Annotated in this window: 15 protein-coding genes; 4 read left to right on the top strand and 11 right to left on the bottom strand. The window is 38.1% G+C overall.

Annotated elements, in window-relative coordinates; all coding sequences use genetic code 11:
* Positions 1 to 3: 3 nt before the first annotated feature.
* From PGZ10_RS12395 to yedF, 6 genes are all read right to left on the bottom strand, one after another.
* Positions 4 to 921 (bottom strand): selenium metabolism-associated LysR family transcriptional regulator, encoded by a 918-nt coding sequence (locus tag PGZ10_RS12395; RefSeq protein ID WP_117823712.1) that lies wholly within the window; start codon positions 919 to 921, stop codon positions 4 to 6.
* A complete protein-coding gene (gene selB / locus PGZ10_RS12390) occupies positions 918 to 2834 on the bottom strand; it encodes a selenocysteine-specific translation elongation factor (RefSeq protein ID WP_270541546.1) in 1917 nt (638 codons plus the stop codon). The genes PGZ10_RS12395 and selB overlap by 4 nt, the downstream gene beginning before the upstream one ends.
* Positions 2831 to 4225, bottom strand: a complete 1395-nt coding sequence (selA, locus tag PGZ10_RS12385) for an L-seryl-tRNA(Sec) selenium transferase (RefSeq protein WP_270541544.1) — start codon at positions 4223 to 4225, stop codon at positions 2831 to 2833. The genes selB and selA overlap by 4 nt, the downstream gene beginning before the upstream one ends.
* Before the next feature lie 24 nt (positions 4226 to 4249).
* Positions 4250 to 5293 (bottom strand): selenide, water dikinase SelD, encoded by a 1044-nt coding sequence (gene selD / locus PGZ10_RS12380; protein ID WP_082421154.1) that lies wholly within the window; start codon positions 5291 to 5293, stop codon positions 4250 to 4252.
* Between the two features lie 86 nt (positions 5294 to 5379).
* A complete protein-coding gene (locus PGZ10_RS12375; protein WP_117558476.1) occupies positions 5380 to 6300 on the bottom strand; it encodes a selenium metabolism-associated LysR family transcriptional regulator in 921 nt (306 codons plus the stop codon).
* Between the two features lie 357 nt (positions 6301 to 6657).
* A complete protein-coding gene (gene yedF, locus PGZ10_RS12370) occupies positions 6658 to 7257 on the bottom strand; it encodes a sulfurtransferase-like selenium metabolism protein YedF (protein ID WP_117823709.1) in 600 nt (199 codons plus the stop codon).
* Between the two features lie 289 nt (positions 7258 to 7546).
* Here yedF and PGZ10_RS12365 point away from each other — a divergent pair, with 289 nt between their 5' ends.
* Positions 7547 to 8404 carry a class I SAM-dependent methyltransferase gene (locus PGZ10_RS12365; RefSeq protein WP_008372439.1) on the top strand — a complete coding sequence of 286 codons (858 nt, stop codon included), beginning with the start codon at positions 7547 to 7549 and terminating at the stop codon, positions 8402 to 8404.
* 233 nt (positions 8405 to 8637) lie between these two features.
* Here PGZ10_RS12365 and PGZ10_RS12360 read toward each other — a convergent pair whose 3' ends face one another.
* From PGZ10_RS12360 to PGZ10_RS12340, 5 genes are all read right to left on the bottom strand, one after another.
* Positions 8638 to 9099 (bottom strand): low molecular weight protein-tyrosine-phosphatase, encoded by a 462-nt coding sequence (locus tag PGZ10_RS12360; RefSeq protein WP_270541543.1) that lies wholly within the window; start codon positions 9097 to 9099, stop codon positions 8638 to 8640.
* Between the two features lie 58 nt (positions 9100 to 9157).
* A complete protein-coding gene (locus PGZ10_RS12355; protein ID WP_270541541.1) occupies positions 9158 to 10411 on the bottom strand; it encodes an ATP-binding protein in 1254 nt (417 codons plus the stop codon).
* A gap of 447 nt (positions 10412 to 10858) precedes the next feature.
* Positions 10859 to 11017, bottom strand: a complete 159-nt coding sequence (locus tag PGZ10_RS12350; RefSeq protein WP_182397037.1) for a hypothetical protein — start codon at positions 11015 to 11017, stop codon at positions 10859 to 10861.
* A gap of 176 nt (positions 11018 to 11193) precedes the next feature.
* Positions 11194 to 11913, bottom strand: coding sequence for a hypothetical protein (locus PGZ10_RS12345; RefSeq protein WP_270541539.1), 720 nt, complete (start codon positions 11911 to 11913; stop codon positions 11194 to 11196).
* A gap of 108 nt (positions 11914 to 12021) precedes the next feature.
* Positions 12022 to 13137, bottom strand: coding sequence for a site-specific integrase (locus tag PGZ10_RS12340; RefSeq protein ID WP_270541568.1), 1116 nt, complete (start codon positions 13135 to 13137; stop codon positions 12022 to 12024).
* A 157-nt stretch (positions 13138 to 13294) separates the two neighbouring features.
* Here PGZ10_RS12340 and PGZ10_RS12335 point away from each other — a divergent pair, with 157 nt between their 5' ends.
* From PGZ10_RS12335 to PGZ10_RS12325, 3 genes are all read left to right on the top strand, one after another.
* Positions 13295 to 14398 (top strand): hypothetical protein, encoded by a 1104-nt coding sequence (locus PGZ10_RS12335; protein ID WP_270541538.1) that lies wholly within the window; start codon positions 13295 to 13297, stop codon positions 14396 to 14398.
* A 213-nt stretch (positions 14399 to 14611) separates the two neighbouring features.
* The gene (locus PGZ10_RS12330; RefSeq protein ID WP_252198837.1) at positions 14612 to 15565 is read left to right on the top strand and encodes a restriction endonuclease subunit M; all 954 of its coding nucleotides are present in this window, start codon (positions 14612 to 14614) and stop codon (positions 15563 to 15565) included.
* 1 nt (position 15566) lies between these two features.
* On the top strand, positions 15567 to 19655 hold the full coding sequence (locus PGZ10_RS12325) for an Eco57I restriction-modification methylase domain-containing protein (RefSeq protein WP_270541535.1): 4089 nt from the start codon (positions 15567 to 15569) through the stop codon (positions 19653 to 19655).
* The last annotated feature ends 129 nt before the right edge of the window (positions 19656 to 19784 follow it).

The following is a 19784-nucleotide window of genomic DNA, read 5'->3' as shown; positions in this document are numbered from 1 at the left end:
TTTTCATTTCCCCATATGTGCATCCGGATAGAAATCCTTTACAATCCGGATCAGATGCTCTGCTGCTGCAGGCAGCTGATAGTTTTTATTGTATACAAGGTTCAGATAACGACTGCTTTCATCCTTCTGTAACGGGAATTCCAGAACCTGTCCGGTCCGGATCTCCTCTTCTGCTGCAAGTCTTGATATGATCGTGATTCCAAGCCCACTCTTTACTGACCTTTTTATCGCTTCCGGATTCTCAATGCATGCTACTATATTGAGGGTATCAGGCATAATTCCTGCTTTTCTCAATATTTTTTCTGTTTCCTTGCGGGTTCCCGATCCTTCTTCCCGCATAATAACCGGTTCATTCTTTATCCATGTTGCTGTCTTATAGCGCTTCTGTATTTCCTGATAAAACTCGGTATTCGGCATGATAACAACCAGTTCATCCTGATAAAAAGGCATATATCTGCAATACTTTTTTTCAAGTACCGTACCTGTGAATCCAATATCTACCATATGCCCTGCTACCTGTTCAACAACACCGCAGCTGTCATTTTCTGAAATCCGGAACTGCTCATCCGGATAAGTCTCTCTGAATTTCGCCAGAATCGCCGGAAGAACATACTGTGCCGGAATCGTAGAGGTCGCAATTGTAATACATTTTTCCTCACAATGCGCATCCTTGGAAAATACCTGCTCGATTTCTTTTTCGAGTTCCACCATCTGGCGCGCATACTGATATAATTGCTTTCCTTCTTCCGACAATTTTACTTCCTTTGTATTTCTGACAAAAAGCCGTGAGTCCAGTTCTTTCTCCAGAGAAGAGATATGTGCACTGACCGTTGGCTGCGTCAGGAACAAAAGCTTTGCCGCTTTTGAAAAACTTCCCGACTCAGTTACCTTAACAAATGCCTCCAGCTGCTTTAAATTCATAAGTATGCCACCCTCTCACTTTCTCCGCCTGTCTTCTTTGTCACCTTAATGCTGTCCATATATTCTAAAATCGGTTTCGCACTCTTTCTGCTTGTTGAGAACATATCTCTCACCTGTGCGATCGTGATCAGATTTTCTTCCTTCAGATGATTCTGAATTTTTTCCTTCGCTTCATCCATCAGATGTTTCATCGTAAACATCTCTTCATTGATACGGAGTACTTTTCCTTCATCAATCATCATAAGAACCACATCTTCCGCTGTCTGGCGCGGAATTTTTCCAAAATCAATCTCTGAAAATCTCACAAAATCATATCCTGCTTTTTCAAATGTATCTTCGATCAGCTTCTCTGTCTGGAGATACATCGCGTCCCTCGGAACTTCATATCCCGGAAGCGAAAGATATTCTTCCCTTCTTCCATAGACGTTTTCTCCCGTCATTCTTTCGATATACGCATCAAATATGTTTGGTTTGATCTTTTTCAGGAATGTGTTGTGAATTTCGGCTTTCTTCATTCCATATCGGTATGGATGCTCACTGTGATATTTCTGCAATGTCTCCTCTATCTTCTGACGTACTGCAAATTCGCTGTCTCTGTGCCACAAATATGTGTCCTTCTTCATTGGGAATACAAAGATTGTGCCCGATTCTTCCAGTTCTTCAAGATACTCCTTCAGTTCATCTACGGAATGTGCCATCACCTTTGCAAGCTCAGCAAGTGTGATCATCGTGTCGCCGTGTTCTTTGATCTGAAGCTCCATAACATCGCCAAGTGAACCGGATTCTTTTTTCTTCAGTTCTTCGATTGCCTGTGCATCAAAACGTTTCTTACGCACCGGATTCGGTTCCAGAACGATCCCGCCTCCGATAGTCTCCATCGGCGAATAGAAACGTACTACAAAACGGTCGCCTCGTTTGACCGCAATCTCTTCTTCCAGTCTGAGCTGTACCAGTCCCTCTTCTCCCGGTCCGATCTGCTCCTTATCCAGCAGAACAGCACGGCAGAGGATCTCACTCGTACCCGTGTATAAATGCAATCTCTCATGATTTGTAAGGATACGCATGGAGTCTTCCAGAACTTTCAGCTTCACATCCAGAAGATCTGTATTTTTCATACTGTTCTTCGGCGCAAGCACACACCCTCTGCGAATCTCCTTTTTCTTCACATTTGACAGATTGATCGCCACTCTCTGTCCGGCATAGCATTTGTCCTGATTCTGCCCATGTACCTGAATATTACGAATCTTGCACTCTTTTCCGATCGGATACATTTCCAGAACGTCTTCCCTGGTGATCGTACCGGAGATAAGTGTCCCTGTGATAATTGTCCCAAAGCCTGACAGGGTAAATGCCCGGTCAATCGGAAGTCTTGGAATAGTCTGTATATCCTTTGCAACCACCTCATCCGACATCAGTTGCTGGATCGTATCCGTCAGTTCATCAAGCCCCTGCCCGGTTGCAGCCGATACTTTAACAACCGGTGCACCTTCCAAAAAAGTACCTTCCAGTTCTTCCTGGATTTCTTCCTCAACGAGTTCCAGCCATTCTTCATCGACCAGATCACACTTGTTGATCACCAGAATGCTCTTCTTGATCCCAAGGAGTCCCAGAATGTCCATGTGTTCTCTTGTCTGCGGCATGATACCTTCATCCGCTGCCACAACCAAAAGTACCAGATCCATTCCGACAACTCCCGCAACCATGTTGTTGATAAATTTTTCATGTCCCGGAACATCAATGATCCCTACACGGTCTCCATTTTTCAGATCAAAATAAGTAAACCCGAGGTCAATGGTGATCCCTCTTCTCTGTTCTTCTTCCCACCGGTCCGTGTTACGTCCGGTAAGTGCTTTTATCAGTGTCGTTTTCCCATGGTCAATGTGACCTGCGGTTCCTACGATAATGTTTTTCATAATAATTCTCCCAGCATCTCTGCTATCTTCTTAAAGTAGCAGGATTCAATTGTCCGCACATCCAGATAAATCGTGTCGTTGGCTGTACGCGGAATGATTGGCATAGAAAGATGCCGCATCTCTTCTTCCAGCTTCGGTACACTGATATTCTCCGGCTTAATCGTAACTGCCATACTCGGAATGCGTTCAAGTGGAAGAGAGCCTCCACCGATCTGTGATTCACACGGTTCCATCCCGATCGTTGCAGCAAGCTGTGCATTCTGCAGAATCCGCTTCAGAGATCTTGCACGCTTTTCCACATCCACTTTGGACTCTGTGATCATACGCAGTACCGGAAGATTCTGGATTGCCTTTTCTTCTGATAAATATTCCTGTAATACCAGTTCCAGTGCTGCTGCTGTAAATTTATCAATTCGCAGTGCACGTGTCAGCTGATTCTTCTTCATCTGGTCAATATATTTCTTCTTACCGATGATGATTCCAGCCTGCGGACCACCGAGCAGCTTGTCTCCGCTGAAGCATACAACGTCCGCTCCCTTGCGGATGGAATCCTGAACCGTCGGTTCATAGGTCAGTCCGTATTTACTCAGGTCGATCAGCACGCCACTTCCAAGATCTTCGATAATCGGGATATCGTGTTCCTGCGCAATCGGAATCAGTTCATCGATCGTAACCGTCTCTGTAAATCCAACAATACGGTAATTGCTTGTATGAACTTTAAGAAGTGCCTTTGTCTCCTCTGTGATCGCTTCTTCATAATCAGAATAATGTGTCTTATTCGTCGTTCCGACTTCCACAAGTGAAGCTCCGCTCTGCTCCATTACATCCGGAATCCGGAATTTGCCACCGATCTCAACCAGCTCTCCGCGAGATACTACAACTTCCCCTCCTTTTGCCATTGAACTTAAGATCAGCATAACAGCCGCAGCATTGTTGTTAACCGCCATCGCAGCCTCTGCCCCGGTCAGTTTGCAAAGCAGTTTTTCAAAATGAGAATATCTCTCTCCACGTGCCCCTGCTTCCAGATTATATTCCAGATTGGAGTAACCACTCACAATTCCTGCCAGTCTCTCAACATGCTCCTTACTGATCGGTGCACGGCCGAGATTGGTGTGGAGAACTGTTCCTGTTCCGTTGATCACCATTTTCATATTCGGCTCATGCAGCTTTCCGGCATGTCGTTTTATATTCTGCGTAAGCATCCCGATCTGCGCTTTTGCTTCCTCTTCTTCCTCGCACTTTCCGATAAATGTTCTGAGCGCATCCATCTCTTCACGAATCACATCCATCACAAATTCACGTCCATATGCATCAATCAGATTCTGTATCTCCTGTTCTTCAAGCAGAATATCTACTTTCGGAATACTGCGAAATAATAAATTTTTATTCATTTTCTCCTCTACCTCTTTGAATTCCTAGTGCAGACGAATCAGTTTATCGCTCTTTTCTGTTACGGTTCCGATCAGGGATACCTTGGTATCCAGTCTCTTCTTCTCGAATGCTTCCATCACGGCTTCCGCATACTGCGCTTCCACGCTGATGAGCAGTCCACCTGATGTCTGCGGATCATATAACAGATCGATAAAATGATCTTCTACATTTCTGAAATCTACTTTCTGATAAGAATATCCCTTGTTCTTGTAAGCCCCCGCCGGAACAAGGCCCATTTTTGCATAGCTGATTGCTTCATCAAGATATGCAATATCGTGAACATTCAGTTCAAATGTCACATTGCTTGCCTCTGCCATTTCAACGCAGTGACCTAAAAGACCAAATCCTGTAATATCTGTACATGCATTTACAGGGAAATGCTCCACAACTTCTTTTGCTTTTTTATTTAAAGAAGACATGACAATCTCAGCTTCCCTGATTGCGGCTGCAGATGCCATTTCTCCTTTGATTGCTGTATTAACAATTCCTGTTCCGACCTGTTTGGTAAGGATCAGCACATCCCCCGGTTTACATCCGTAATTCTTAAATATCTTCTTCGGATGTACAAATCCGGACACACAAAGTCCGTACTTCGGCTCATCATCCTGTACTGTGTGTCCACCAACCAGAACAGCTCCCGCCTCTTTTACCTTATCGGCTCCACCGGCAAGAATATCTCCTAAGATCTGTGGATCAAGACAGTTCGGAAATCCTACGATATTAAGTGCTACCTTCGGCTCTCCTCCCATTGCGTAAACATCACTGAGCGAGTTTGCTGCTGCAATCTGTCCAAACATATACGGATCATCCACGATCGGTGTAAAGAAATCTACCGTCTGAATCATCGCAATATCATCTGTAACCTTATAAATCGCAGCATCATCTGATGTCTCGATTCCGACGATCAAATTTTCATCTTCAAATTTTGGTAACTTACCCAGAACCTGGGCAAGGGTCTCCGGACCTACTTTAGCGGCTCACCCGGAAGTTTTTGCATACTGTGTCAGTCTTACTTTTTCTTTATTCATTGTTTATCCCCAACTTATACTTTGTATTTAACATGTTACCTACCGCAAAAAATGCGCACATAGACACATTCTATCATTGGTATTTTCTATTGTAAAGACTGCTTTTGCAATTCATACTTTTCTATGATCAATTCTCTCACATGTTCAGCCGCCGCCGGAAGTTTGTAGTTCTTATTGTATACAAGATTCAGGTTTCGACCGCTGCCAGCCTGTGAAAACGGGAATTCCAGAACTTCTCCTGACTGGATCTCATCTGCAGCCGCAAGTCTCGAAATGATCGTAATGCCAAGACCGCTTTTGACAGATCTCTTGACCGCTTCCGGATTCTCAATTGTCGCAACAATGTTCAAATCATCCAAAGAGATTCCCATCTTTTTTAATTGCTTTTCTGCTTCTTTTCTGGTACCGGATCCCTCCTCACGCATAATCAGAGGTTCTCCTTCCAGCCATTTTAAATCCTTCTGCTCTTTTACGATTTTCTGATATTCTTTCGTATTCGGCATAATAACAACCAGATCATCCTGGTAAAACGGTATGTATTTACAATTTGCTTTTTCGATTACTGTACCGGAAAATCCAATGTCAACCAGATGCGATGCTACCTGTTCAATGACAGTACTGCTGTCACTTTCTACGATTCTGAACTGTTCTTCCGGAAATCTCTCCCGGAATTTCACCAGAATATCCGGCAAAATATACTGCGCCGGTATCGTAGATGTTGCGATTGTAATACATCTTTCTTTCTGCTCTGCTGCTTTTGAAAACATTGACTGGATTTCCTGTTCCAGTTCGATCATCTGACGTGCATACTGATAAAGTGTCTTTCCATCCTCAGATAATTTGACAGTCTTGGTATTACGCACAAACAATCTCACTTTCAGTTCTTTTTCAAGTGTCTGTATATGTGCACTTACTGTTGGCTGTGTCAGATACAGTTCCTGTGCTGCTTTTGAAAAGCTCTTTGAATCGGATACTTTAATAAATGCTTCCAGCTGCTTTAAGTTCATAATTATTCCCTCTCTCTATTCGATCAAATTCGTATAAATACAACCTCTCTGGATTCCTTTATTTCCTTTGATCAAATCGCGCAGCCACATCCATCTTCTACTATCCGATATCAAATACCAGAGAGCAAAGTGCATCTGCCCGAACAGACAAATTCTTTCTGTCCAGGAGGTTACCATCTTCAGTTTTTAACAACTTGTCCAGAACCTGAACAAGGGTCCTTCGACCTGCTTTGACGCCTCAACATGATGTCCTTGTACACTGTGTCTCTCTGATATCTTTATTCATACTTAATTTCTCAACTTTTCTTAAATATTCTCTGTCCGTTATACGGACTTCTTTGTTATATAGTTCTCAAACTATGGTCTGATGATCTTTCCTGCTTCAGCCATAGATTCAACAATACTGTACATATTGGTTACACCACCAACAACAAGCTTGTCTTTTAAGTGATAGTAGTCAAGACATGTACCACATGTAAGAATCTCTACGCCCTGTGCCTCCAGAGACTTCAGATCTTCAATAGAATCTGATCCTTCTGTTGTAAGAGTAGCTCCTCCATTGTAGAAAAGCATCTTCTTCGGAAGTGTATCAAGCTGTGTAACTGCATAAATAAATCCCTTGATCAGGACTTTACCAAGTTCATCATTACCTGTTCCCATACGGTCAGAAGATACAACTACAATGAGGTCTCCCTTCTGATCCGGTGTACATACAACTTCTGCATCTGCTGCCGGTGCTCCCTGCATCTTGATCGTTACTTTGTATTCTTTTTCTCCAAGCTTTTCAGAGCTTACTTCTCCGCCCTGTTCTTTTGCCAGCTTTGTAACATTCTGTACAGCAATCTCATTATCTACTAGTACTTCAATTGTCTCCGGTCCTGTAAGAGCCTGCATTGCTTTTTTTGTTTTGATTACCGGAATCGGGCAGTTATCTCCCATTGCATTAACTGTTACCATAATATTCATTTCCACCTTTCTTTTACGTGAATCTTTTCACTTATAGATACATTCTATCACCCTTCTTCCCTTATGTAAACAGATAGTCCCGTTATTTTTACCAAAAACCAATTGTTATCGCGATAGCTTTTTGTATATTATTGCGATATTTTACATTCGCTTCTTGCAGTATCCTTTCTTCTATAATAAAATAGAAAAGTAAGGCAGTATGTCTATAAATATGCATTGAACAAAACTATAGAAAACTGAGAATCTATCGAAAAGCACTTCAGAAAGGATTTAATAATATATGTGGTTAGCAGATGGTTGGAAAGATTATGAAGTAATTGACTCCTCAGACGGAGAAAAGTTGGAACGCTGGGGGCAGTACATCCTGGTTCGTCCGGATCCGCAGGTGATCTGGGATACACCTCGCACAGACAAACGCTGGAAGCATCCGAACGCACACTATCACCGCAGTAAAAAAGGCGGCGGTGAATGGGAATTCTTCGATCTCCCGGAACAGTGGCAAATCAGTTATAAGAATCTTACCTTTAACTTAAAACCGTTTAATTTTAAACATACCGGACTTTTCCCGGAACAGGCAACCAACTGGGACTGGTTCTCTGAAAAGATTCGCAATGCCGGACGCCCGGTAAAAGTACTGAACTTATTCGCCTATACCGGTGGTGCAACACTTGCAGCAGCTGCTGCCGGCGCACACGTAACTCATGTAGACGCTTCCAAGGGAATGGTTACATGGGCAAAAGAAAATGCTGTTTCTTCCGGACTCGGCGATGCACCGATCCGCTGGCTGGTTGATGACTGTGTCAAATTCGTAGAACGCGAAATCCGCCGCGGTAATCATTACGATGCAATCATCATGGATCCACCTTCCTACGGTCGTGGACCAAAGGGCGAGATCTGGAAGATTGAAGACGCAATTCATCCACTGGTAAAACTCTGTACGAAGATTTTATCCGATGATCCGCTGTTCTTCCTGATCAATTCTTATACGACAGGACTTGCCCCGGCAGTACTGACTTATATGATCGCGACTGAGCTTAAGAAATATGGTGGACATGTGGATTCACAGGAGATTGGGCTTCCGGTATCTTCAAATGGGCTGGTACTTCCTTGTGGAGCCAGCGGAAGATGGGAGAGATAAGATTGCGGATTTGTGATTGATACGTTTGTGGCTTCTCAATAATACAACGTTTTTCCGAATAGCAGAATCTCAATTTGTGCAATCATAAAAGATCTAAAATAAAAGAGAAGTGATCCGGTATGAAATGGATTTCTCCTGCTACAAAGCTTGTGCTTTAAAGAAAATCCTTTTCTAAACTCAGATTACTTCTCTTTTTTATTTTCCATTCTCCTTTGGGTTTCCCATCTGAAAATTTATTGCAGATCCTCCATCAAATAGCTAAGAAACGCCTGGCAACCTTCCATCACATCATCAAATGTCTCATCAAAATTTCCTGTATACCATGGATCTGCAATGTCTCTCGGACGATTTGTGTAATCCAGAAGTCTCTGTACCTTGTGCTCCGGGTCATTTCCGATGATTCTCATAATGTTCTGTATATTGTATCGCTCCATGCAGATGATGTAGTCGAATGCGGCATATTCTTCTCTACACATCTTGCGTGCACGGTGATTGCCACACGGGATTCCTTCCTTGCGGAGCTTCTTTTGTGTGCCGCGGTGAACTGGGTTTCCATGTTCTTCATTGCTTGTACCGGCAGAATCGATGAAGAAATCGGATTCTATGCCGGATTGTTTAACTAAATGTTTCATAACGTATTCTGCCATGGTGGAGCGGCAGATATTGCCGTGGCATAAAAATAAAATTTTTATCATATGATTTTCTCCTTGTGTTATTGAAAGATTGTGTAATTTGAACCCTCTATGTTCTCAATCACTTAATGATATATTTTGTTCCTCTGCCTTTTCCTTCAACTGCAATCACACCCTTTTTCTCCATAGCTTTCAGTAATTGTGTTGTTTTTGATTTGCCAAATGGGACATATGGTGCAATTTCACTTATTGGTTTCAGTATCGTCTTACTTAAAAATTTGTAAATCACTTTTTCGTCTTCGGTTAAATTGACATACGTTTCAAATATCGGTAGTACAATTTTTATAGCATTTTCTGACACTTCAAATTCTGGTTTTATCAAACTCTCTGCATACAGTTGTTTGATTCGTGTAATTCCTGTTCCAAATATCTCTACTAATCCCAGTCTGTAAAATACATTTGCAAGATTTCTATTTCTTAAAATAGATAGTTTACCTGATAAATATTCTTCTGCCGTTATTCCCGCCGGCAATCCACCAGGAGACACTACTTCTATTCTATCATCAAACATAGAAACTCTGATGTGTGAATTAATATCCCATACCCTATGAATCAAAGCATTTGCAATTGCTTCTCTGAAAGCTGCTTCCGGTATTTTCTCTACCATCTTTCTGTCAGCTCCCTGTATTACTTCATATTGGTAATAATCTCTAAATACAGCAAGTGCTTTTTCATATATTTCTAAAACCGATATATGTTCAAACATTACTCTTTTTTGAATAATACTGATATTCTCACCGAACTTAACAATATCAATTCCTGAAAAATGATTTTTATCTGCCAAAAGTCCCGCTGCATTATTATAACCATTTATATTGTCATACAGGTTCAATGTCTTTAAAGTATCTTGATTGAAAGTTTCAATATAAATATTTTCTTTCAGTTTACACTGTAAAATTTTAAAAGATAGCTCCTGATCTTTACAAGGTAATTCTTCGAAGCTAATATTTTTTCCATCTAATACAAGCCTTGAAAATTCCAATGTATCTACCTCTATCGTTGCTGTATCATTTCGTTTGTATGCTTTTGATTTATATAAATACGGTTTTTGAAGACCACTTTTTACAGTAAGTTTTATCGTCTGGTCATTGTTCTGTATTTCAAGTGTATAGTTTGGTTGAGGTGATATACTGTCATTGATTTTATTTTCGATATCCAGACAGGCCTGTTTTACATCTGGCAATCCTTTCACATTTCCATTATCATCAACCCCAAAAAGAATTGTTCCACCATTGTAATTCGAAAAGGCACTAACTGTTTTCAAAAAAGTATTCGTAATTGTTTCCTTGAATTCTAATATTCTTGTTTCACGCATAGTAATCGTTCCCTTTCCAACCATAATGATTATATTATATGCAAAAATGCGCAAAAAATCAATCGTATTTTTTTACGATTGATTTTTTAATTGATTTTGAGTGTAGTATTATTTTTTGACCAACTGAATTATGACAACTTTTTTAATTATTCCGATTCGGTCTTCCAAAGGTATAAATAAGGTGTAAATTATTTGTTTCTATTTAGAAAATCCTACAAAATCAAGTCTTTCTCGCCATACTTTAAATGTTGCCGTGGCAGATGAAAAGTACTTTAATCATTGCTTTGTTTCTCCTTAATTTGCCCGGAAACGCCCTGTTTTGCAAGGGTTTCTGGGTTTATAGTAAAATGCTCTGAAATTACAGATTGTGGCAAATCAGAGCAGAATTAAGCAAGTTGTTACTACCTGTTAGTAGTAAAATTGGTAGTAAAAGGGAAATGGTTACTACTAAAGGTTTTGCCGTTCCTTCTGCATCTGCTCAAATACTTCATCCCATTCTTTCTCGTCACGCCACTCATCATTTTCTGATATTACTGCTTTTCCGTCATCATTATACTTGGTGTTATCTGACGCCATTTTATAAGATTTTTCACTGTATTGAGTCATTATCTGTTTCTCCTTTTTGTCCTAGTATGTCTTAGTTCCTAATATTTCGTGGTAATCTTGGTTTTGCTCTAAAGTTACAAATTTCGGCAAATAAGAGCAGAATTGAGCAAGTTTTTACTACTTGTTAGTGTTAGTTGTAAAGTTTGTAGTAAAAAAAGAGGGGGCTACTAACACAGTTAGAAAATGAAATCGCTTATGTAATTTCCTACAATACCTAAAACAGTTCCAATAACAACTGTTCCCACTATAAAATTTCTTTTAGAAGCATTTTTCTCCTCAATAAGTGCATTCTGCCCTATTTTAAATTCGATACACGGAAATAAATTTCTTTTAATTCGTGTAAATACTGGAAATACTACAATGTTGAAACTTCCCACTATCCATATACCAATTATCATCCATTGTATAGTCCTAGGAAAAATTATGTTTTTTATACCCGTGTACACACAAATACATATAAACACAATTGTTAGTAGCATAGGCATGATTGGCAATCTAGATAAAATTCGATAACTCAATTTAAAATTATTTAAACATAGTTCTATCTTGTTTTTAAGTAATAAATAGTCATCTCCGTTGTCAAACTGGAATCTCAATTCTGTTAACGGCCTATCTCCATTATCAAAAGATAATTTTATCTGGTTACTATCATATTCCGTTCCAAACATCACTGAAATTTCCATTTTTATTATCCGATAAGGTTTCTTATCAAAAAACTCAAAACACTCATCAACATTATCGAATACATAACTTGCATTGTTATTACACCCTACACGAATTTCCAAAACCGATTTTTCACTATATTGTTCAAATATATCTTTTAAACTTAACAGTAGTTGTTTATCAATCTTGTAGCCAACAGAATATCTATGTATTTGAAATATTTCTTCTTTCATAAGGCAACATCTCCCATTTAATACTTTTTTATATATTTTACCATTAAAATTGCTATTTTTCCACAAAAAACGCCCCAGCCTAAGCCGGAGCGTCATCTCTTTTCCATATTAAACTACCTTAAACATCTTCTGCGACATAGGTTTCTCTTTCTTCTGCTCAACCTCCGCCTGTGCCTTCCTAAACTCTTCCATCCGCTTCAATTCTTCCTCAGCATCATCGAATCCGATATGCGTGTACACATTCATTGTGACCGATATATCCGAATGCCCCATGAGGTATTGTAATGTCTTTGGATTCATTCCCGATTTTGCCATATTCGAACAATAGGTGTGTCGGCATACATGAGGTGTAATATTTGGCATCTGTACTCGGTAAATGTCATTGTATCTGCCGACCATACGATTAAAGCGGTGTTGCCAATGCATTGCAACAAGTGGCATTCCATTATCATCGTAAAATAAAAATCCACTATATCCATCTATGGTTTTCTCCACTTTCGGTGCATTTCTGTCCTCGATGATTACCTGAAACATCTGTGTCACATCCTCTGTAATCGGCAATACTCTTGTTCCGGCCTCTGTCTTTGTGGTTTCTATGATGTATCGCATATCCGATGTTCTCTGCAACTGGTGGTCGATATTCACGGTTCTGTTCTCCAAATCAATATCCTTTAGCGTCAGTCCACAAAATTCTGATATTCGCATTCCTGTATGAAATAATATGTACACCACTTCATAATATTTACAGTACACCACATCGTCATGCACAAACTTCAGAAACTTTCGCATCTGATCTTTTGTGATTGCCTCTCTTGTGACTGCGTCATTTACCAATACTCCGGCAAGCTGAAATCCGAATGGATTCTTTACCAAAATGTCATCATCCACAGCCATCTGAAAAGCTGGTCGCAGCACTCCCCGGATGGTATGAATGGAACTGTAGCTTTTTCCATCTTCCTGTTGCAGCTTGATGAGAAATAACTTGGCATCCGATGTTTTCACACTTCGGATTGTCTTTTTCCCGAAAGATTCCTTTGCAAGTAATCTCTGCACTGTAACATATCCCTGCTTGGTGCTCTGCCTTACTCCTGTTTTGGTTTTCAGATAACGGTCTACCAGTTCACATACTGTCATCTGTCCGTCCACGATATTTACAAGCAAATCTAAATCTGTGTTTACCTGTTTTTCCAACTCTCGAAGGGAAAGGCATGGTTGCTTGTTCATTGAGAACGGGATGAATTTATCAAGGTACAAATCCGTTACATCATTTTGTGTAACTTTTTATTGTTTTCAAGAATATTTTAAGCTATAATGTAACCGAAGTCCAAAAACTGACGGTAACGCTAACGGTTACGAATTAACGATTGGAATGAGGTATGATATGCCATTAAACTGGAATGATGAAACGATTCCATCAGAAGCAGATAAAACAACAGATATACTAGGATTTAAAGAAATAGGTGGTATCGGACAACTGATTTACCATCCTTTCCGATTCAAGAAATATGAACTTGATATTGATAACAGCAATGATTATTGTGCAACACCATTTTGCTGTCCCGGATATGAACCAATCTTCCCTAAAGACGATTTTCTTTCCGGGCAGGGACTGCTTGCCAGCCTTTGCAATCTGGCAATGCAGATAAACAGCTTTGATAACAAAATTCCATATACACAACTCATCATGGAATGGTGTACAAATAACATGCATCCATATAATATTGATTTCATCTATTCTGAATTGAATGAATCGTTTGATATAAATAGCTTCGATGCAGAAATGGTAGCAAAAGACGGAACTTTCGAGATTAACAACTTCTTAGATGACCTCGGAAAATTATATAATGCAGTCATGTTTTATGTTGCTCTCGAAGGTATCTGTATTGCCGATGACGAAGCTGCATATGATTTATCCAAAGAAGGAAAATACTTTGAGGGCTACTCTTTCTTTGATAAATATAAGCATCCTATCGTTGCAATACCGGATGACTTAGATTATGGGGATGCAAAAGGAAACCTCATAGAAGAAATGCGAATTGATAATGAGTACATTAAAAATCATCCGGCAGAAAAACCTCCAACCGGAGAATTTGCTATTACACCATATGACGATTACGATGAATTGCGAAATGCTCTTATTGACATCATTCCAGAATTTACCATGAAATTAAAGATAGATCCCCGCACTAACCGATTAGAATTTTCTACCGATATTAATTCTGTATTTGATATTGCATGGCTGACACTTGCAAGAATGCTTTCCGAAGACCCTGCACCAGAAGATAAAGGGAAATCAGATAATCGTCCAGAAGGCATTATGATTCGTTGTCGAAACTGTGGTAAATTCATAATACGAAAGAGCAACCGACAGGAGTTTTGTGATGCCGAAGAATGCCAGAAAGTTCGAAATGCCCGAAAGCAAAAAGCCTATCGTGAGAGAAAAGCCATTGAAAAGGCTCAAAAAATCAAGAAAAAAGCACATTAATTTATATGATTTGGCGGAAAGGCAAATAGATTATTGTATCTAATGTCAGCCAGATACATGCAATTATGTGCTATGATATTATATAAAATATGTTAAAAGACACCAGAATCCCCCCTATGCAATTTCGCGAAAAAACGTGTGTAAGGGGGCATCGGTCTTTAGGACAAAAAGACGCAGAGATAATACTCCCCCATGGGGGCTAAAGGAGGACATATGGCAAAAGCAAATATCGAATTACCTATGTTTTCAACAGATATAAATGAAATAAAGATTTATGAGCTTGATCACGTGATTTTAGATTTATTATTAGCAGACAAAAGTTCCAAAAGAAACATTCTGTGGGCCACAAAAGACTATCTCTCGTATGGTAACTTATACGATGAACACTGTCAAATAATGCCGGAGCAAATCACTTATGATAATCTAAATATTATTCAACCACGTGTTTTGAAAGAGAAAGACAAACAAACATCACGTACAAAAGGAAAAGCAGAAGTTTTTACACCAGCTTATGTTTGCAATAAGCAATTAAATCTTGTCGATGATGCATGGTTTGGTCATAACAACATTTTTAATAAAACAACACGTTTTGGTTGGAAAACAATAAAAAGAAAAATCGTATTTTCAGATAAAAAGCCTTACAGATGGCAAGATTATATTGACCTAAAACGTCTTGAAATCACTTGCGGAGAAGCTCCATATATAACAAGTAGATATGATATGCAGACAGGTACTTTTATTCCTGTACAAGACAGAATAGGCATACTTGACCGAAAACTACGCATTGTATCCGAAAATACTTCTTGTTTAGAGGATTGGATAAAATGGGCAACACGTAGTATCGAAAGCGTTTATGGATTTGAATTTCAAGGAGATAGTTTAATTATTGCTAGAGAAAATGTACTATTTACATTTATTGAAAATATGTACATGAAATTTGAATGTGTTCCAGATGCTAAATTGCTCAAGAAAATAGCCAATATTATTGCATGGAATATATGGCAAATGGATGCATTTACATATTCTATTCCCTACGAAAAAAAATTACCTCAATATCAACAAACCAGTCTATTTGCTGATGAAGTGAAAAATAATCTTTGCAAGATAAAAGATTGGCGTTCAAAGGAAACCCTCACATACTCAGAATTATTTAAGGAAGGTGACTGATTTGGAAAATATAGAACTTATTTCAGAACTAATAACAGGCCGAGTTAAACCTCATATTTATGCATTTACAACTAATACAATCCCAAACTATTTAAAAGTTGGTGATACTTATAGAGCTCTCACTGTAAGACTGAACGAATGGAGAAAACACTTTCCAAATTTACAACAAGTGTACAGTAATCCTGCATCTATTGATGACGAGATATTTTTTAGAGATTATGCTGTGCATGATTTTCTCATTCACGAAAAAGGGAAATATCGTTTATTGATTGAGGATATGGTTGGTTTTCCTCCCGGCACTTATTATTCTAAAGAATTTTTTAAGGATACTACCAAAGCCGATGTTGAAGAAGCTATTATTGATATCCAAACAAGCTACAAGAATAATGACAATAAATATCAATTCTATAATGCCAATACTGCTCTACCGGAAACATATACATATGCTTCAACCGGATATTGGACTCCTAGGCCCAATCAGCAGGAAGCAATTAATAATTTTATAAATGCTGTAGATAATGGCAGAACTAATTTACTGATGTATGCAGTAATGAGATTTGGAAAATCTTTTACTGCAATGTGCTGCGCTAAAGCCAAAAATTTTAAAAAAGTTTTAGTCGTATCTGCGAAAGCAGATGTTCGAGAAGAATGGAAAAAAACTGTGCAAAGCGCAGATAATTTTAATCAAGATTATGTTTTTCTATCATCAGAAGAGTTATTAAGAGATGAAAATATCGTATCAGATACATTAACTTCAGAAAAAGGAATTGTACTTTTCTTGACTCTTCAAGATTTGCAAGGCACCGAAATTAAAACTAAACATAAAAGCGTGTTCGAAAATGAACTTGATTTACTAATAATCGACGAAACTCACTATGGAGCCAGAGCCGAGAATTACGGGCGAATAATAAAAACAGCTAATACGGTCAAAGATATTACTTTAAATCTATCTGATGATGGCGATGATTCTGTAGATGCAAACATTGTTGATGAGCAAATAAAAGAATTAAATGTACGAATAAAGCTTCATCTTTCAGGAACACCATATAGAATACTAATGGGAAGTGAATTTTCTCAAGAAGATATTATTTCATTTTGTCAGTTTTCAGATATCGTAGCGGAACAAGAATTATGGGATAAGCAGCATATCTCCTATGAAGATGATAAATATATTGAAGAAGACGAAGACAAATATCAAGAATGGGATAATCCTTATTTTGGATTTCCGCAAATGATTCGATTTGCATTTACACCAAATGAGTCTGCACTAAGAATTTTGGATAGTTTAAAACAAAATGGTTCTACATATGCACTTTCTGAATTATTAAAACCTATGTCAATAAAAAAAACATCAGATGGAGACCATAAAAAATTTATACACGAAAAAGAAGTATTAGACTTGTTTGAAGCAATTGATGGTTCCAAAGACGATGAAAGTATTTTTGCTTTTTTAGACTACGATAAAATTCATGAAGGAAAAATGTGTCGACACATGGTTATAGTTTTGCCTTACTGTGCTTCATGCGATGCATTAGAAGAATTGATTATTACTAATAAGACTTCATTTAAAAATCTTTGTAATTATGAAATTATAAATATATCTGGTGTTGACGGTGCTCGAACATACAAAACTATACAAGCTATAAAAGATAAAATCAGAAATTGTGAAAAGTCTGACAAAAAAACTATAACTCTTACAGTTAACAGAATGCTTACTGGAAGTACAGTTGAACAATGGGATACAATGATTTTTCTCAAAGACACTTCCTCTCCTCAAGAATATGATCAAGCCGTATTTAGATTACAAAATCAATATGTTCAATCTTATGTAGATGAAGAAGGAAAAGTCATTAAGTTTAATATGAAGCCACAAACATTATTAGTAGACTTCGATCCTCATAGAATGTTCATAATGCAAGAACAAAAATCTTTAATTTACAATGTGAATACTGATAGTTCAGGAAATAATCATCTTAGAGACAGAATGGCATCTGAACTTAAAATATCACCTATCATTACTATCAATAAGGGAAAAATCCAGCAAGTATCCGCAACGGATATTATGGCTGTTGTTAGCGAATATTCAAGCAGTCGTGGAGTAAAAGATGAAGCAAACGACATTCCTGTAGATGATAATCTATTTGATATTGATGAGATAAAATCAGAGATAGAACGTCAAGCTGAGCTTGGTTCAAAAGGTGGATTAAAGACTGAAGCACACGAAGGTGATGGTACAGGATTTGACAATACTGATAAAAACGATGGCAATAGTAATGCAAATACTACAGGAACAGATTCAAATGGTGGAAATGATGATACTGCTGCTTCATCTACAACAGATATTGAAAACCAGATTCAGATTTTAAGAAACAAATTTAAAACATACTATTCCAGAATACTCTTTTTTGCATATTTGACAGAAAAAAAAGTTACTTCATTATCCGACATTATAGACATTTCTACAGAATCGGATAGCAAAAGAATTATGAAAAATCTGGATATAGATATAAATATCTTAAAGCTAATGGTTTCTCATATGTATCCATTTATACTGACCGCTTTAGATTATAAAATACAAAACATAAATGCTCTTTCCCATGACGAAAGCATTCCTGCTATGGAAAGAGCAATTACTGCTATGGGTAAATTCGGTAAATTATCTGAATCTGAGATAACTACTCCTATTTCTGTAGCAACTAAAATGATTGAACTAATTCCAGATGAAGCATTTTCATCATTAGCAAGAGACAATCATCACATATTGGATATCGCAAGCAAGATGGGTGAATTTGCAATTGTAATATTTAACAGATGCACTTCTCTTGGAATAGACATAAATCTCTACAAAGATAAGATTTTGTCCGTTCCAACTTCATCCGTAGCATATGAATTTACACGAAAGATTTATTCAATTCTAGGAATGGATATTTCATGTATTGCAGAACAGTTTACATCATACGATTTATTAAGTATTGTTGATAATACCCAAAATGTAGATTATGCTCATATACAAAAAATATTGTCACAAAATAAATGTTTTGCAGATATTTCATTAGAATGCGATGCAGAGGAGGTTGAAACATTGAAATTTAACGCAATTGTTGGTAATCCACCATATCAAGAAGATGACGGCGGCGCCGGTGCAAGCGCAAGACCATTATATCCATATTTCGTTAATATGGCGAAAAACTTTTCATCAGAATATTCAACCCTAATAATTCCAAGCAAGTGGTATGCTGGTGGAAAAGGATTAGATGAATTTAGAGATAGCATGCTACACGACATCAAAATTAGAGAATTGCATGATTGTATCCATCCTGAAGACATTTTTCCAGATACAAACAACAGAGGTGGTATCTGCTATTTATTATGGGATGATAAGTATAACAACACCGAAAACACAAATAAAATAAAAATTGTCACACATGAAGAAGCCGGAAAAGAATATGTAGATTCAAGATTACTTATAACAAGAGATTTAGATATTTTTATCCGCAATGGCAAAGCAATTAGTATTCTTGATAAAGTAATGCCTGAAGATGGCACTATCAAACCATTATCCGATATTATCTCTCCAAGAAAACCTTTTGGATTGGAAGGAAATTTTGTTAAAGATCCTGGTTTTCACAATTCAGAAGATGGATTAAGCACCCCAATTATTTGTTATGGGAAGGCAAAAGCTAGAGGATTTATCGAGCGTTCTTCTGTCCTCTCACATGCTGAGTGGATTGATACTTGGAAAGTATACATGCCATATGCAAACAACATCGGAACTGAGTTGAATGATGATAACCAAAATACTTTTATCGGAGAGCCAGGTTCATGTTGTACTGAAACATTTCTCTCTGTAGGTCATACACTCGGCTTATCCGAAACAACGGCCAAGAATTTATCCAATTATATGAGAACGAAATTTGCTCGTTTCTTACTTAGCTTAGCCAAAATCAGTCAACACGGAACAAGTAAGACATATCGTTTTGTACCTATTGTTGATTTCAATGAAGAATGGACCGATGAAAAGCTATATAAGAAATTTGGATTATCTCAAGAAGAAATAAACTGTATCGAAACAAGCATAAAACCAATGTAATTCTAACTACAAACAGCTATGTAATGGTGAGAACTATTACATAGCTGTTTATTATTTGAATATATATCATTTATGCTAACCGATGGATTAAAGATAGCGCCCCCTCCTTTCCAGTTCTCTGACTTTTTT

It is taken from the genome of Coprococcus sp. AF102-57 (genome assembly GCF_027686195.1).
GTDB lineage: Bacteria > Bacillota > Clostridia > Lachnospirales > Lachnospiraceae > Allocoprococcus > Allocoprococcus comes.
The sequence above is the reverse complement of the archived record's forward strand: the minus strand, read 5'-3'. Positions and strand labels throughout refer to the sequence as shown.

Coding starts and splice junctions, on each gene's coding strand:
- PGZ10_RS12395 (WP_117823712.1), bottom strand. CDS start 921: ATGAATTTAAAGCAGCTGGAGGCATTTGTTAAGGTAACTGAGTCGGGA.
- selB (WP_270541546.1), bottom strand. CDS start 2,834: ATGAAAAACATTATCGTAGGAACCGCAGGTCACATTGACCATGGGAAA.
- selA (WP_270541544.1), bottom strand. CDS start 4,225: ATGAATAAAAATTTATTATTTCGCAGTATTCCGAAAGTAGATATTCTG.
- PGZ10_RS12375 (WP_117558476.1), bottom strand. CDS start 6,300: ATGAACTTAAAGCAGCTGGAAGCATTTATTAAAGTATCCGATTCAAAG.
- yedF (WP_117823709.1), bottom strand. CDS start 7,257: ATGGTAACAGTTAATGCAATGGGAGATAACTGCCCGATTCCGGTAATC.
- PGZ10_RS12365 (WP_008372439.1), top strand. CDS start 7,547: ATGTGGTTAGCAGATGGTTGGAAAGATTATGAAGTAATTGACTCCTCA.
- PGZ10_RS12360 (WP_270541543.1), bottom strand. CDS start 9,099: ATGATAAAAATTTTATTTTTATGCCACGGCAATATCTGCCGCTCCACC.
- PGZ10_RS12355 (WP_270541541.1), bottom strand. CDS start 10,411: ATGCGTGAAACAAGAATATTAGAATTCAAGGAAACAATTACGAATACT.
- PGZ10_RS12350 (WP_182397037.1), bottom strand. CDS start 11,017: ATGACTCAATACAGTGAAAAATCTTATAAAATGGCGTCAGATAACACC.
- PGZ10_RS12345 (WP_270541539.1), bottom strand. CDS start 11,913: ATGAAAGAAGAAATATTTCAAATACATAGATATTCTGTTGGCTACAAG.
- PGZ10_RS12340 (WP_270541568.1), bottom strand. CDS start 13,137: ATGAACAAGCAACCATGCCTTTCCCTTCGAGAGTTGGAAAAACAGGTA.
- PGZ10_RS12335 (WP_270541538.1), top strand. CDS start 13,295: ATGCCATTAAACTGGAATGATGAAACGATTCCATCAGAAGCAGATAAA.
- PGZ10_RS12330 (WP_252198837.1), top strand. CDS start 14,612: ATGGCAAAAGCAAATATCGAATTACCTATGTTTTCAACAGATATAAAT.